This window comes from Parapedobacter defluvii (genome assembly GCF_014642075.1).
In the GTDB taxonomy this organism is placed as follows: domain Bacteria; phylum Bacteroidota; class Bacteroidia; order Sphingobacteriales; family Sphingobacteriaceae; genus Parapedobacter; species Parapedobacter defluvii.
This window is the reverse complement of record NZ_BMIK01000001.1, coordinates 457,103-471,724: the sequence shown is the minus strand read 5'-3', so window position 1 is coordinate 471,724 and position 14,622 is coordinate 457,103. Positions and strand designations below refer to the sequence as shown.

General features: G+C 48.9%; 14 protein-coding genes. 3 read left to right on the top strand and 11 right to left on the bottom strand.

All coding sequences use genetic code 11. The features are described from left to right. Positions 1 to 261: 261 nt before the first annotated feature. Positions 262 to 978 (top strand): GntR family transcriptional regulator, encoded by a 717-nt coding sequence (locus tag IEX60_RS01855; protein ID WP_188746797.1) that lies wholly within the window; start codon positions 262 to 264, stop codon positions 976 to 978. A gap of 26 nt (positions 979 to 1,004) precedes the next feature. Here IEX60_RS01855 and IEX60_RS01850 read toward each other — a convergent pair whose 3' ends face one another. Continuing rightward, positions 1,005 to 2,030: an NHL repeat-containing protein gene (locus IEX60_RS01850; RefSeq protein ID WP_188746795.1), complete on the bottom strand. Its 1,026-nt coding sequence runs from the start codon at positions 2,028 to 2,030 to the stop codon at positions 1,005 to 1,007. 526 nt (positions 2,031 to 2,556) lie between these two features. Between IEX60_RS01850 and IEX60_RS24950 the strand changes: the two genes are divergently transcribed. Further along, entirely contained in the window at positions 2,557 to 2,682 is a 126-nt protein-coding gene (locus IEX60_RS24950; RefSeq protein WP_262892301.1) for a hypothetical protein, read from the top strand. A gap of 27 nt (positions 2,683 to 2,709) precedes the next feature. Here IEX60_RS24950 and IEX60_RS01845 read toward each other — a convergent pair whose 3' ends face one another. From IEX60_RS01845 to IEX60_RS01835, 3 genes are all read right to left on the bottom strand, one after another. Continuing rightward, positions 2,710 to 3,558, bottom strand: a complete 849-nt coding sequence (locus tag IEX60_RS01845; protein WP_188746793.1) for an SDR family oxidoreductase — start codon at positions 3,556 to 3,558, stop codon at positions 2,710 to 2,712. Between the two features lie 43 nt (positions 3,559 to 3,601). Next, positions 3,602 to 4,012, bottom strand: coding sequence for an Rrf2 family transcriptional regulator (locus tag IEX60_RS01840; RefSeq protein ID WP_188746792.1), 411 nt, complete (start codon positions 4,010 to 4,012; stop codon positions 3,602 to 3,604). Between the two features lie 323 nt (positions 4,013 to 4,335). Next, positions 4,336 to 4,479 carry an SDR family oxidoreductase gene (locus IEX60_RS01835; RefSeq protein ID WP_188746791.1) on the bottom strand — a complete coding sequence of 48 codons (144 nt, stop codon included), beginning with the start codon at positions 4,477 to 4,479 and terminating at the stop codon, positions 4,336 to 4,338. A gap of 130 nt (positions 4,480 to 4,609) precedes the next feature. On the opposite strand from IEX60_RS01835, the gene IEX60_RS01830 reads away from it, so the two are divergent. Further along, positions 4,610 to 5,689 (top strand): exo-alpha-sialidase, encoded by a 1,080-nt coding sequence (locus IEX60_RS01830; protein WP_188746790.1) that lies wholly within the window; start codon positions 4,610 to 4,612, stop codon positions 5,687 to 5,689. A gap of 78 nt (positions 5,690 to 5,767) precedes the next feature. Here IEX60_RS01830 and IEX60_RS01825 read toward each other — a convergent pair whose 3' ends face one another. The 7 genes from IEX60_RS01825 to IEX60_RS01795 form a co-directional block, all read right to left on the bottom strand. Continuing rightward, on the bottom strand, positions 5,768 to 6,523 hold the full coding sequence (locus IEX60_RS01825) for an SDR family NAD(P)-dependent oxidoreductase (RefSeq protein ID WP_188746789.1): 756 nt from the start codon (positions 6,521 to 6,523) through the stop codon (positions 5,768 to 5,770). 5 nt (positions 6,524 to 6,528) lie between these two features. After that, positions 6,529 to 7,287 carry an SDR family NAD(P)-dependent oxidoreductase gene (locus IEX60_RS01820; RefSeq protein WP_229717354.1) on the bottom strand — a complete coding sequence of 253 codons (759 nt, stop codon included), beginning with the start codon at positions 7,285 to 7,287 and terminating at the stop codon, positions 6,529 to 6,531. Positions 7,288 to 7,295: 8 nt separating this feature from the next. Further along, complete coding sequence (locus tag IEX60_RS01815) at positions 7,296 to 8,471, bottom strand: mandelate racemase/muconate lactonizing enzyme family protein (RefSeq protein WP_188746788.1); 1,176 nt, start codon at positions 8,469 to 8,471, stop codon at positions 7,296 to 7,298. A 25-nt stretch (positions 8,472 to 8,496) separates the two neighbouring features. Then, positions 8,497 to 9,438, bottom strand: a complete 942-nt coding sequence (locus tag IEX60_RS01810) for an aldose epimerase family protein (RefSeq protein ID WP_188746787.1) — start codon at positions 9,436 to 9,438, stop codon at positions 8,497 to 8,499. Then, a complete protein-coding gene (locus IEX60_RS01805; protein ID WP_188746786.1) occupies positions 9,425 to 10,189 on the bottom strand; it encodes a PIG-L deacetylase family protein in 765 nt (254 codons plus the stop codon). Before IEX60_RS01805 ends, IEX60_RS01810 begins: the two co-directional genes overlap by 14 nt. A gap of 97 nt (positions 10,190 to 10,286) precedes the next feature. After that, positions 10,287 to 11,912, bottom strand: coding sequence for an SLC5 family protein (locus tag IEX60_RS01800; protein ID WP_188746785.1), 1,626 nt, complete (start codon positions 11,910 to 11,912; stop codon positions 10,287 to 10,289). 7 nt (positions 11,913 to 11,919) lie between these two features. After that, the gene (locus tag IEX60_RS01795; protein ID WP_188746784.1) at positions 11,920 to 14,622 is read right to left on the bottom strand and encodes a glucosidase family protein; all 2,703 of its coding nucleotides are present in this window, start codon (positions 14,620 to 14,622) and stop codon (positions 11,920 to 11,922) included.

Below are 14,622 nucleotides of genomic sequence, written 5' to 3'. Positions count from 1 at the left end.
GTATATACAAGAAAAAAATCAATAAATATTTAACTTGCTTCTAAAGCAACCCCTCAATAAAGCACACAACAATCTATACACAAACAAATTACATATAAATAAACTATTCCTAAATCTCAGTAAAAAATGATTTATTTGTATATACAAGTAAAATATGTTAGGTTTTACAACTCAGACGATTCCCAAAATAATTCCGAAACAATTTACTTGTATACACAACAACAATAAATTACCTATTTTTGCTTCGCAGATATGATCCATATGGCTAAGGAACTCAACACACCGATCTATAAAATCCTAATCAGCGACTTAAAAAAGCAAATCGATGATGGGCATTACAAAAAGGGGGACTTACTGCCTTCTGAAAATGAGCTATGCAAAAGCTATCGAACTACCCGACCGACGGTCCGGCAGGCATTGGGCGAGCTGATGCGGATGGGATACATCGTCCGTCATCACGGCAAGGGGAGTATTGTATCCGAGCCGAAAAACGGCTTGGGTATCTTGTCCATCAAAGGATCGACTGCGGGCGTGGGAAAGAAAAACCTGCGTACACAGATTTTGGTCAAAACGCATAAGACGACCTGGCCGGATGACTTTCCCTACGAATTATCCGCTGTCCAGCGGGAAGCGGGCTGCCTCTATCTGTCGCGTCTGCGCCACGTCAACGGACTGCCTACGTTATACGAAGAAACCTATATTACCGACATCGACCTGCCCCGGTTTACCATGCATAACCTCGAAAAAAATTCCTTGTTCGAAACCCTGAATAAATACCATAAGGTGGAGATTAAGGAAGGAGAGCAAAAGATCTGGGCCGTAGCGGCAGATAAAACACTATCCGACTTGCTTTCTGTCAAGCAAAGCAAACCGATACTGCATATGAAACGCAGTATGCATACCAACAGACCCAACCTGATTATCTATTCTTTCCTGTACTGCAATACGGAAGAATATTTTATCCAGGATTACTTCTAATACGCCTTTAGGGACGGAAAAAAATATCAGACCCGTTCAAACTTATAAGGATATACATTACCCGAAGCCCACTGAGCAACATAGATATTTTCGTCCCGGTCCACACATACATCATGGGGATGTTTAAATAAAGATGGCTGCTGCGACAGGGGTTGGAGTTTTCCATCGCGATATATGGGTTCAGAGCCACCGATATTCGAAATCACACGGTTTTCCTTATCCAAGATGGTCACGAAACCTGAATTGGCGTTATTCATGTCGGGCGACCGCAGAACCGCTGCATACAACAAGTCGCCGTGAATAACCGGACGGCAGACACAAGCGCCTGGCACATTGATAATTTCCAGTAGCTCGCCTGCCATCGTAAATCTTTTGAAGCAGCAGCGGGTCCGGTCAGTTATCAAAAGGGTAGCATCACCGCTGCGCTGGTCTACACAGATGCCGTGGGCATTATCCAGAAACTTATCTCCCTCGCCCCGGCCACCGAACCAACCTTTTAGCTTACCATCGGCACTGTAATGCAGAATATACTGCTGTCCATACCCATCCGCTACATAAATATCACCATTGGGCGCTACGGTTGTTTCCGTGGGTATATAAGCTTCTTTTTTTTCATACAAACCAGCAGTTTCGGGAAAATCCAACGTCATCAACAGCTTACCATCCAATGTGGTTTTGTACACCTCATGCCGTTCAGTATCGGTAATGAGCAGAAATTCATCTTTACCCTTTCCTGCGATGGTTAAGCCATGTGCACCGGGATATTCTTTACCCCAGCTATCGATCAATTTCCCCCGGGTATTGTATATCAATACATTATTGCGGGTTTCGTTGGTAAGCAGAAAAATGCGTCCCTTACTGTCCTGCACCATTTCATGGCAATCTTTGACCGGAAACCGGGAAGCATCCAATTCGCCCCAGCCTTTCACCTGACGATAGGTTCTTCCGTTGTGTCCATACAAGGGGGCTTCGTTTTTGCCGGAAAATACGGGTTTTACTGCCATTGCTGAAATACCGATAGCCGTGTGGCCGATAAATGTTCTTCTGTTCATTTGCTACTTCCTATAATGTAGGTTACAATTGCTTTCTAATTGAAAGAATAGCCGAAATCGAGCTTTGTCAGTACAAACATAGATAAACCTACTTGAATACACAAGTTTATCTGTCCTGGAGTTATCCCAAAAGTAGAAACGTTATACCTTACGGTTACCAGTTGCTTACCCCTTGCTTAGTACTGCCTTAGTTCTCGCTTACTACTCGGTTACCATTTCCTTACCAATTCCTTACCTCCGCTATACCAATTCTTTACCAGTTCCTTACCATTTCTTTACCTCTGCTATACCAATTCTCTACCAGTTCCTTACCTCCGCTATACCAATTCTTTACCAAAGGGGTAAGAAAAAGGTACAGAAAAAGTAAAGGAGAGGTAAGCAAGGAGGATGTAAGGTTTACGGCAGCTCCCTCAATACATCGGTAGCCGTTTTGATCGCGTTGTCTACATCCTTTTCCGTATGAACAGCGCTGATATACCACAGTCCTCTGCCAATTACCCTTACTCCCCGGTCGTGAAGTCCCGCGATGAACCGCGAGAGTTTAGCTCACCGCGACCTGCTCAACACCCTCAAACACGGAGATCCCGAGCAATTCCGCAGCCAGATGCGCACGCATCTGATGGTTTACTTTAAAAAATTGAGTACGGAGTGATGGTGGCAGCTACCCAGATCAAGGCGGTTAACCTAAGGCTACTTTAACCGTATCCGCGAGCGGCGTGGTCGGGTGGCCAATCAGCCACGATAGCGTATGGCTATCGTCAAATAGGTCGCCTTTGGCAGCACTTGCATCCCAACCGGCAATGGCATGTGCCAGGCTCCCGGGCAAGCCTAAGGATCTCAGCCTTTCGACGTATTCATTCTCGGGAAGGTCATTATACGGAATATCCTTGCCGGTCTGCCGGGATACCTCCGCCGCTAGGTCTGCCAGCGTATACGCTTCGTCACCCGCCAATTCGTACACCTTGCTCCGATGGCTTTCGTCGGTGAGTACAACGGCAGCCGCCTCGGCATAATCCACGCGAGCAGCGGACGCGATCTTACCCGTACCGGCACTGCCGATGAACGCACCGGCGGCGATGGCTCCAGCCACCGAGCCGGTATAGTTTTCGGTGTACCAACCATTTCGCAGGAGGGTATACGGAATACCCGACGCTTTCAGCAGCTCTTCGGTTGCGAGGTGCTCGCCTGCCAGGCTCAGCGTAGACGTATCGGCATGCAGTAAGCTGGTATATACGATCCAGCTTACCCCTGCCTGCTGCGCAGCCCGGATCACATTCTCGTGCTGCGCTTTGCGCTGCCCCACTTCATTGGAAGAGATCAACAGCAGGTGATCGATGCCCTTCAATGCCTCACCCAGGGATTCGGGTTTAGTATAGTCAAACGCCCGCACTTCGACTCCCAGATCAATTGCCTTTCCGGGATTTCTCACCAGCGCCACCACATTTTCTGCTGCCGTTTTTGTTTTCAATTGTTTGATGACGAGACGGCCCAGTTGTCCCGTCGCACCTGTTACTCCTATTTTTGCCATGTTATTATGTAATGAACTTTGTTACATTTAAAATCAAAAAAAATCAGTGAAACTGCTTCACAAACGCATCTAGTGTAATCTCCCGTAGATAACCCGATACCAGTCCTTCTGTGTGGGAGAAAAGCCCCTCCAGTTGCCGGTTGATATCCTTACCAATCGGACATTGGGGGTTGGTATGGCGATTTTTACGCCCCAGCACCTCTGTATTCTTTACCAAGCCATAGATGTCGGCCAGTGAGATGCCTTTGGCCGGTGTTTGCAGCATGTAGCCACCTACTTTGCCTTTGCGGCTTACCACCCAGCCCCGGTCTTGCAAGAGTCCCAACTCTTTTCGCACCATTACCGGATTGATGTTGATACTTCCCGCGATCCAATCGGAACTCAGCCATACTCCTTCACTATCCGCCAGCATCGCCAAAATATGCAGCACGGTCGCAAACCTTGTATTATTCATGTCAGGGCAAAGATACACATCCATTTTAACTGTAACAAATATTATTACATTTTACGTAACTGAACCATAGGGTGTCAATGCCGTCACCTTGTCAGGTCAACTGTTTAATCACCCGGCAGACCGTGTCCCTGCCAACCGACCGTTACCGAAAGGCGCCGTATCATAGGGGAGTCAGCTGGCGGTCAGGGTGCGGTCACCTTGCAGTCAGCGTGCGAAAAACAGCCAACCGACTGCCAGCGCAGCGCAGGCACATGGCAATGCCACGCGCAGCAGTCTAGGAGCAGTCAGGCAGCAGGTACGCGGACTGTGTTCTAAGCTATGTTCTAAAATGTAATGGTTAATCCGCCGTCTACCGTCAACACCGAACCCGTCATATACGTTGCATCCGGCCCCGCCAGAAAAAAGGCCACTCCCGCTACTTCTTCGGGGCGGCCCGCGCGTTTCAGCGGTAAATGATTATATTTCACATATTTTGTTGCATAGCGATAATATACAGCGAATTATTTTCGTTTAGGTTAATGCATTAGCAATTAAAGTGTTTCCATTAATTATTATTTGGAATATTAGAAGAACAGCATGAAACGAAGAACCCAGCCTATGATAATATTTTTTATAAGCACACTTTTTTACGTCGCCTGTAGTAAAGATGCGTCACTGATTGAAAAGCAGATCGATGCGCCGAAAGCTTTCGGTGTCTGGAATGACTTTTCACTTTCTGAACCAATTATTGTAGACCAGTCGGGGGTAGATATGCAAGGATATTGGCCGGATGGAAAAATATCCGCCGTCAAGGAAGAAGGGTCGGAGAAGTTTGTGCTTTATTGGGCTGAAAATTATAGTTTTAGGACGGAAGGTAATACGCCCTTTCCAGAGGATCAAATTGATCAATTAAGACCACAAAATCGCGTTTTTGGAGTAGGATTCAATCAGATCTCGGATTTTACTGACGCAGGATCATGGTTTATCGGTGTACATCGGTTAATAGACGGCAGGTTGGCTGGCTTTTTCCATGCAGAGAGTAGATGGGGGAGTTTAACGGCATTTAAAAGTATCGGAATAGCCTATTCATCAGATAATGGTCGTACATGGACAAAGGGTGAGAAAATATTGAATGTTAACTACACCAAACCCCGAGAGGCACGATGGAGCGGTTTGGGCGATGGTTGCGTGGTATATAACGAAGACCGGCAGCAGTTTATCTGCTATTACTCAGCCAATATAGAAGGAGAAGATTATAAAATTTGCATGGCCGCTTCAGACGATCCTTACGGTTCACCCGATACATGGAAAAAGTGGGATGGTCGTAATTTTACGATTGACGGTTATGACAGTGAAACCGGTATAGGCGGAGTTGATCATAAGTTAGCAGGATTAACCTCGCAGGCTGGGGCCAACCCGTCTGTTATGTGGAATGATTTTTTGAAGCGTTGGGTCATGGTATATGCCGGATGGAACGGTGTCCTATATATGTCTTCAAGTGTTGATGGCATTACTTGGGAGCAGCCACTAGCCATCAGCAAGAATGCAGAGGAAACGGCAGGATATCCCAACCTAATCAGTGAATATGGCGATTTAGAAGGCAGCAAAGTTGTAAGATTGTATTACGCCCGGAATCAGAATGCTGCAGGCGTAAGACAATTTGCATACCGGACAATCACTTACAATGAGATAGATTAACAAAATAAGTACCCTACGCCGCTTACTGTCTATAGCGACCTAGCCACGTTTGGAAAATAAGGTTAATAGTGCCATTACCTAAAATGTAATGGTTAATCCGCCGTCTACCGTCAACACCGAACCCGTCATATACGTTGCATCCGGCCCCGCCAGAAAAAAGGCCACTCCCGCTACTTCTTCGGGGCGGCCCGCGCGTTTCAGCGGTAAATGATTATATTTCACATAATTGTCCTGAAACCACTCCGTTTCCAATTCATTCTGCCCGTTCGGATCTATCGACATGGGTGTGTTGATGAAACCGGGGGCGATGGTATTGGCAAGTATGTTGTTTGGAGCCAGTTCCAATGCCAATGAACGCGTGAACTGGGTAATCGCTGCTTTTGCCATTCCATACGCAGAGCTCCCTTTCTCGACCCGGCTGTAGTGGATGGACGTGATATGGATAATCCGCCCCCCCGGTTTCATCAGTGGCACCAATACACGGCAGCTCTTGACCGTTCCGTAGAGCATTACCTGCAAGGCATTGTCCCATTCTTCAAACCTAGAATTTACCGCATGCAAATGTTCAGAAATTCCGATGCTATTGATCAGCACATCAAAATCTCTATGTGTGTTTTGTATATGCGACGCAAACGCCTCCACTTGTGCTTCACTCCGGATATCCAACTGAAATGTTTCATGACCCGACCCCGTCAGGCACGCCCTTGCCGCCTCCAGTTTTGCTGGATCGGACGATGCAATAATAACCTGATAGCCTTCTTGTGCAAAACGTTCCGAAATGGCCTTTCCGATTCCCGAAGACCCACCTAATACCACTACTTTTTTTTGTACCATCGTTTTTAATATGTGGCTCTGCCACCTGATATGTCGTAGATAAAACCTGTTGAAAAGCTATTTTCGGGAGACACGATAAAACTGGTCGCCGCAGCTACCTCTTCCACGGTTCCCAACCGGCCCATCGGTATTTTACTCGCCATATATGCCAGCTGCTCCGGATCCGTATCGGCATTCATCGCGGTTCTGATCACTGCGGGAGCCAATCCATTGATGGTGATACCCGTGGTAGCGAATTCCTTTCCCAGTCCTTTCACCAGCCCGATCACCCCTGCTTTGGTTGCCGAATAACCCGCCATGAAGGGGTTTCCTTCTTTACCCGCTATGGAAGCGATGAGTAATATGCGGCCGTACCCTTTTTCAGACATGTACTTCAGCGCATACTTTGCCATCAGAAAGGCCCCTCTGAGATTAACCGTATAGATCTTGTCGAAATCTGCTACGGAATAGTCCAGAATGGAGGTGCTGGTCGGACCTACGATGCCTGCCGAATTAACCATGACATCAATTCTGCCAAACCGTTCCATCGCACTTTTGAAACCTTCCCTTACCTCATCTTCGTTCGAAACATCCACGGCTTCCCCCATGACTTCATGCCCTTCCATCGCCAGTGCTTCGACAGTTTTCGCTAACTTTTCCTTATTAAAATCAACTATTACCAGCCTGGCCCCTTCCCTGGCCAAACGCAGCGCAATGGCTTTGCCCAAACCTTCCGCTCCGCCGGAGATTACGGCTACCTGACCTTTGAATCGTTCGCTCATCATCTTGTAACTTATAATGCAGGGGTTTGATAAATCAAGGCTCCCTTTACCTTAATTTCGGTATCCACGATGTACTTCCTCAACGACTCCCTATTGACCGACATTCCCAACCCGGGTGCTTCGGGAACCTCCACTCGCCCCTCGCTATTCAGCGTCATCTTATTCGTGGTGATATCCAGTGCCAGTTGTTTAGGCTCAACGGGATACTCACAGATCACATCTTTTTCGATGCCTGCATAGGGTTGCAGGGATGCACTCAGGGCCAAATGAGAGGTAAACGTGTGGTTGACATAACTAATTCCCTTCCGTACCGCATCGTCGGCCACACGTTTAGCAGGTGTAATCCCACCGATTCTTCCGGTATCAATCTGGATAAATTTCAGTCCGGCATAGTCCAACATCGCGGCAGCCTGCACATAGCTATTACAGCCTTCTCCTGCTGCGAGGGGAACCCGGGGCTTGCCATCCGCCAGTTGGCTGTAAGCGCTGAGCGCCATATTGGCAAATGGCTCCTCCAGCCAATATGCATTTACTGCCTTAAGTGCTGCAAGCCGGCCCGTTGCCGACGCGACGTCTTCGCCCCAAACGGTACCGATATCGATCATAAGATAAGCATCGGTACCCAAACCTTCCCGCGCGGCGTGGAAATGCGCCGCATCCTCGGCCACAGACCCACGGCCTATCGGTCCCCAACCGAACTTAACCGCCCGGTACCCCGAGCCACCGGACTGTTTGGCTTTTTCATATGTTTCTTCCGGTGTATCCCCAAACAATTGGGATGCATACGGTATTTTGGAATAGGCTTTTTTGTAACCCAATAGCCGGTATACCGGCTCTTCCAGCTTTTTGCCCAACAAATCCCAAAGCGCAATGTCAATGCCGGACAGTGTGTGATCTGCCTGTAACAGATCAAAACTGTTGGCATGTACATGCCTGCCAATCTTATGGATGTCGGCCGGTTCGTTCAAGTCCATGCCCTCTACCGAATGTTTCACCGGCTTGCACGCGCTGTGGGACATGGGGCATACATACGCGGCAATCGTGGGCAACGGCGCTGCCTCACATTCGCCCCAACCTTCCAGGCCACCGGCCCTGACCCGTACCAATACGGCATCCTGACTGCCATCGCCAATGTCCAATACTTCAGGCATGCTCAGGTAAAAAAAATCGACTGATTCTATCTTCATGTTTAACTTATTTCCGTTTATTAACTTATTTTCGTTTGTTGATTTCATTAGTTGCCCCCGCATGAATCGTGACCACGGTATGAAGGGCCTCCCCCGGTTCCAGCACCGAACACTGCCCCAGGGCTGCAGCCTCGTTTACGCTGACCGGCATAGCCGAAGCCGGTTCCAAAATTGCCGTATAATGGTTACGGAATTGTCCGTAGGACGCAAAATACCACTGATACGGAAAAATGGCTCCATCGTACCGATACGTAAACCGATGGTTCCCTTCATCACTTACCAGGCTCATGTGGCTTTCCGGCAAATCGTAGAGGTAGAAAAAATCCATGGTATTGTCTTTTGCAGGTACCAGCGCTGCATCCATCCCTTCGATCATTGGCCAATTGAATTCATCCTGATTTCCGAAACGTGAAGACTGCGGATAAACCACACGTGCTTTGATCGCGGGGCTCTCCAGGCGGTCGCCCGGCTCAATGTGCAACGCTGCATGGAGTTTCCATAAAAAATGCCTCCGCCTTTCCGCCCGGTTCACGATCTGATATTCCAATTTAATGCCGCTACCTTCGAGAAGGGAAACCGTCTTTGCATAAAACAAGTTGCTCTTTGGCAATTGCCCAAACACGGAGACGTGGTCGTCTGCAAGCGTATATTCCAACCGGGTCGTCCAAAGTTCTCCGTGGTCCGGATAATCAATCCCATCTACAATCTCCGGTATGTCATTGGGCAGCAATTCATCAATACCGCCCCAGAAATTGCTGTCATAATCATCTCCTGCACTATTTTCCGCCAACGCCAGGCCCCTATTGTGCCAAAGGAATTCCTTTTGCAGTTTTTTGTTAAACACACTGGTCAATTTACCGCCCAGTGCAGGCACCATTTCAAACCGGATGTCGTTGTTTTCGCCGGAGAGCACTTCCAGTCCATTCACCTGTCGTTTCGAAAATTTCACCATACTATCTTCTTTCATGTGTCCATTCTGCCAGTTCATTTTTCAGCAAATCATCCTGGGGATAGCTGAACCCGAGGTGCTGGCGGTAACCTTCGGCATATTCGCAGCCGACCCGGGCTCCATTCTGTGCAGAAAACTCCTTCATCATGATGACATATTCATCCACACCGGAAATCTTTTGCAACCAGGCCCGTTGGCTTTTATGGCAGCACAGCATCGCTTCTTTCAGTGGCATAACCGAGCTGATGTCTATCAGTATATTTGCTGCAATCGACTGGCCCAGCCGGTCTTTCCCCTGTATTGCATCGGCATAATACAAATGAGGTACCTGTTGAATGGGCGCCGTTCCTTCAATCCGGATATTCGGGATGGTCGCTGCCATGCAGGCCGTTTGGGCCAGTTGGCTCGTGATTTCGTGGTCAAGCATATAATCGGTAGGACTGGCTGTGATCACCAATGCCGGGTTTACCTGCCTGAAAAGCACAATTACGTTCTGCAACGTAGGCTTATCATACAGGATGAATACATCTTCGCTTTCCACGCAGCGGTAATTTCCCCCGAGAAGCGCCGCCGCATCGGCCGCCTCCTGCCTGCGCACCGTGCTGATTTCATCCGGCCCCAGGGTTGTGGAACCCGCCTGCCCGGGTGTCATGGTCGCGATCACTACGTCCCAACCTTGCTGCGCTAGCAGGGCCAACGTGCCACCACTCAGAATCTCCGCATCATCGGGATGGGCCATCAGGCATAATACTGTTTTATTTCTTGCCATATATCCAGTTGTCTTTTTATATATCCCTTCATACTTGTTTGCCACGGATGCACAAATATCTACAGATAATCAGCGATTATCCGTGCATTAGTGGCCTTTACCATAGCATAAGATAACACCCCATATAAACCACGGCGACCAAGCCCCACCACAACCAAACCGATCGCCACCACGGCGGCCGGGTTTCCTGCGGCGGCAACCGCAGCAGTTTAGGGGTCCATAAATACGATCTGATTTCGCTTATCTCCCGGGGTTGGCTGTTTAAACTGACCACAATCATCAGCATGGCGCAGAAAACCTGGGTGATGCCTCCGGTTACGTAAAAATTGGTCAGGCTATACGCCGCAATTGTCTCTTGGGAAAACAGCAGGGGAATAAAAACCAGCTGGATCAACGCGCCCAACGGAATACCTGTTATCATCACAGTCAACGCCGCCGCGGGTGTTGCCCGTTTCCAAAACATCCCGAATAAAAAGCAGGTGGCCACCGGCACGGCGAGGTAAGTAGACAGCGATTGGAAATATAAAAATATCCCGCCGAAATTGGCGATCACCGGCGCATACAGAATGCTGAATACCATCAGCGAGAGTGTCGTCAATACTCCCACCTTCACCAGTTTTTTATCGCTGGCGTCCTTGTTGATCCACTTTTTGTAGACATCATAGGTAAACAAGGTTGAAATGGAATTCAGAAAAGCAGCGGTAGTAGACATAACCGTGGCCAGCGTGCCAATCAATACGAGCCCTTTCAGACCTGTGGGAATTAGGTTATTGATCAACATCGGGTACACATTGTCCACCTCTCCCGGCAGGATTTTAAACTCCTCGTGTCCGGTGAAAGCAAGCGCGCGGGCGATCATCCCGGGGAAAATCTCTATAAACGGTCTGAACAGCACAAAGACAGCTGCCAATACAATCGCCATGCGCACATCCCATTCACTCCTGGCCCCCAACCCTCGTTGTACAAGCGCCTGATTGATGCAGGAATAAAACAACTGGAGATTGAACAGGGAAAAGAGAACGGCATGCCAGGGCATAACCGGTGTATCCATCGGTTGCATCAGGTGAAAACCGCCGGGCGCATGCTCCACCACATCATTCCATCCGTTATTCAGTTTCAGGTAACCCAAAATGAATAGGATAGCACCCGCTGTAAAAACAAGGAAGAAATCGAACAGCGCAGCGTTGATCACGAATTTCATCCCGCCGTACATTGTATACGCACCCGCGATCAACCCCAGGATCAGTACACCCAGCCAAACGGGAACTCCATAGATACCCTCAAAAAGCTTAGCACCTCCGTACAGAATCACGGACAGGTTCAACAGGATGTAGCTCAACAGCAGTAATACACTGAATATATTTTGGCTTCCTTTGCTGAAACGAGCCCCCAGATACTGTGGCATCGTCATGATATTGTTGCGCAGATAGAGCGGAAAAAAGAAAAAGATAAGTGCACTATACACCACGATGGCAATCAAATACGAATTGACCAGCGGTAATCCCACCAAATAGCCCATCCCGTTCATACCGATGAGCTGTTCGGGATTCAGGCCCGAGGCGACATATGCCGCCCCAATGGCCCAAAATGGAAGTGTTCCCTTCGAGACAAAGTAATTTGCAGCGCTTCCCTTTTTACCCCGCCCCGACCATAGGCCTACGCCAAGGATCAGCACGAAATAACCAACGATCGTGAGGATATCAAAGGTGTTGTTTGTTGTCATACACAGGTTAATATTGAATGACAACGGTTGACTTGCCTGTGAACGGTGAAATCGTCACGGTCTCCGTTTCTCGATCGTAAACGCCACCCTCCACATTTACCGGTTCCTTATGTTCCGGATGCGGCAAGCGGATCGTTACTACATCTGGCTTTCTTGAGGCATCGCTTTCAACGGATGCCTCGATGAATCCACTATTCACATGCGAAGTGGCTTTCACGTTGAGTTTGCCAAAGTAACTCTGCACACCCCCCAACTCGATTGTCTCGCCGTCTTTCATCCAATCCCGCGGGATCGTTTTGAATAGGCTGAGTGTATCTCCCGCTTCCTGGTACAGCATCCATCGGGTTTCCATCAGAAACCAGCCTTCTTCATGCGTTTTGTGAGGGCTTACTTTATAAAGATGTTCCCAGAAGGTATATGTCTCGCGATCAGCGAGCGCAGCAAACGTGCTGTAATAGGTTTCAAGAAAGGGTTTTGTCATGCCCAGCTTTGCCTGCATCCAATTATGCCGGCTGTAATAGGGCTGGCTGAATGCTGCATTTCCTTGGTAGAACAATTCGCTGTTGTAATTCAGCAGCATCTTCGCCGCGGGTTCATCCACATGGAGCACTTCGCAGAAAACTAAGTATAGCGGTCCCAGCATCGCATCCGAAACAGTGACCGTGCCGTGCGACCAGAAGGCTTCTGGTTTCATATAAAGGGCACGCAGACCCGGTGCTTCTGTCCAAGGAGGAGCGGTGGGACACCATGTACCATCACCCAACGGAACCACTGGCGATAGGGCCATAACGTTGAAGAACGACTCACGGATGTCGGATTTCCAGGCAGCGGCTTCTTTTCTGATCCGGTCTGCTTGGTCCGAACCAATGGCGGCGAGGATTTCTGCTACGCGGCTCACGCCAAGGTAAGCGTAACCATTCAGCATAAACTGGTGGAAATGATCTTCCGGGTCGGCTACTTTTCCTTCAATCATGCCGTATCCGCGACCGCGTAGTTCCTCTTTTTTATTACGGTCACGCCATGCGATCAGAAAATCACAGGATTTCAGCAGTTTCGGAGCCGACTGCCTAGCCCATTCTTTGTCTGCTGTGTACCTGAAATATTCCCCCATGGTCCAAAGAGCGGCTCCGGTTTCCACCATGTATCCCCCAAAATTCTGGATAAAACCATCATCATGCTGTTTATCCAAAAAATAAGTCAGTGAACGCTTGGCTACATCCTGCCAGCCCATGGAATTGTAAAACTGGATGATCGGGGCACTTTCGGTACCTATGGGAGAATACACACCAATGTTTGGTGCCAGTGTGCTGTCGGGATCCTTGCCAAATGTGATTAAGTCCAAGTGCAGCAGACCAGCCTGCACCATCTCTTCTATCCGTTTTTCCGGCAGCCGGATAAAAGCAGCTTGCTGGAGTTTGCCCAGCCAGAATTTCTTGGCCTCGTCATAGCGTTGTTGAAAAGATTGTTTTTCCAATCCTGTAGCTCGCTCTTCCGAAACCGGACTATGCGGCACCAAAAATTCAAATACGATCTTTTCATTGGGTTGCAGTAGCACCGCTATTTCCTCATTCTGGAGTGGCTCTCCGTTCAACCGGGAAATGCAAAATACCTTTCCGGAAGCGTAGGTCGAAAAGCCGGTGGCGGCATCAAAGGTATAATCGTTTTTGTGATGCCATCCTGTGCCGGGCCGCGGTGCTTTAAACCACGCATAGCGCGGCACCGTTCCGGTATTTGTGGCCTCCGAACGGAAGTATAATACCGTCTCTTCTTCCGAGTTGAGTTCCTTTTCCCGTCTCGCATCCAACACATTCTTCTGCTCCTCGGTGAACATATGCCCTCCGCTGTAACTATCGGCCACCAAGAAGTCGGTTCCGATCGGCGTTTCAGCCGAAAGTGCTGATTTTTCGAGGGAGACGAACGTCGTGGATTGATAGCGGATGTCATCGTCCGTCAGTGTACTGTGCAGGATCGGCAGTATGCCCTGTTCGAGCCGCCGCGAGATGTTGTCCTGCACACCGATGCCCCGGCCTACTGTGTAAAGGTAATTCACCGGGTTATTCTCGGTTTCCGGCAACAATAAAGGGGAAGAAGAGCGTCTCGGCGTAATGATATTCGCTTCGCCGCGTGCCGCATCGGGCAGGCACTCGGCCACCTCAAAAATCCGGAAGTCACGGCTGATGCCGAGCCAGGTAGGTACGGACATGTTCCTCACACGACCAGCAACAGACGAAAATGACGTTTCTTCCGGTGCCGCCTCAAGGCGCTGGAGTTTGGTTGCCAGTTTCCGTGACAGAATCTCCTTTTCGACGGCTGCATAGGAGCGAGGATCGTCGGCTTTTAGCACAACAACCCCATAATCGGGCAAGTAAATCGGGTACTCCGCGGTCACATCCCGTAGGAAAAATGAAAACGAACCATTCGAAGTATTCGGAGCGTCCAACGTGACGACGGTAGACCGGCTTCCTTTAGTTAGTTCTACCCCATCTAGCGTTAATTGTACGCGTCCGCTTTTGTTTGACCGGAAATAAAATTCATTTCCCTTGACTTTCCCTTGGCCCTCTGTGATTTTAAGCGATGAGAGATTTCCGTTTGTCACCCGAAAACTCCCTGAGGCAGGCGACTCTTTCCATTCTACCACAATCTCATTGCTTTTTTGCGTAAAACCGTGGAAACTCAGCAGCAGAAAAAATGTGAAAAAAATAAATTTCAT

Excerpts from the sequence above, each read along its gene's own strand:
- IEX60_RS01855 (WP_188746797.1), top strand. The coding sequence starts at position 262 with ATGGCTAAGGAACTCAACACACCGATCTATAAAATCCTAATCAGCGAC.
- IEX60_RS01800 (WP_188746785.1), bottom strand. The coding sequence starts at position 11,912 with ATGACAACAAACAACACCTTTGATATCCTCACGATCGTTGGTTATTTC.
- IEX60_RS01830 (WP_188746790.1), top strand. The coding sequence starts at position 4,610 with ATGATAATATTTTTTATAAGCACACTTTTTTACGTCGCCTGTAGTAAA.
- IEX60_RS01820 (WP_229717354.1), bottom strand. The coding sequence starts at position 7,287 with ATGATGAGCGAACGATTCAAAGGTCAGGTAGCCGTAATCTCCGGCGGA.
- IEX60_RS01815 (WP_188746788.1), bottom strand. The coding sequence starts at position 8,471 with ATGAAGATAGAATCAGTCGATTTTTTTTACCTGAGCATGCCTGAAGTA.
- IEX60_RS24950 (WP_262892301.1), top strand. The coding sequence starts at position 2,557 with ATGAACCGCGAGAGTTTAGCTCACCGCGACCTGCTCAACACCCTCAAA.
- IEX60_RS01845 (WP_188746793.1), bottom strand. The coding sequence starts at position 3,558 with ATGGCAAAAATAGGAGTAACAGGTGCGACGGGACAACTGGGCCGTCTC.
- IEX60_RS01805 (WP_188746786.1), bottom strand. The coding sequence starts at position 10,189 with ATGGCAAGAAATAAAACAGTATTATGCCTGATGGCCCATCCCGATGAT.
- IEX60_RS01850 (WP_188746795.1), bottom strand. The coding sequence starts at position 2,030 with ATGAACAGAAGAACATTTATCGGCCACACGGCTATCGGTATTTCAGCA.
- IEX60_RS01810 (WP_188746787.1), bottom strand. The coding sequence starts at position 9,438 with ATGAAAGAAGATAGTATGGTGAAATTTTCGAAACGACAGGTGAATGGA.
- IEX60_RS01795 (WP_188746784.1), bottom strand. The coding sequence starts at position 14,622 with ATGAAATTTATTTTTTTCACATTTTTTCTGCTGCTGAGTTTCCACGGT.
- IEX60_RS01840 (WP_188746792.1), bottom strand. The coding sequence starts at position 4,012 with ATGAATAATACAAGGTTTGCGACCGTGCTGCATATTTTGGCGATGCTG.
- IEX60_RS01825 (WP_188746789.1), bottom strand. The coding sequence starts at position 6,523 with ATGGTACAAAAAAAAGTAGTGGTATTAGGTGGGTCTTCGGGAATCGGA.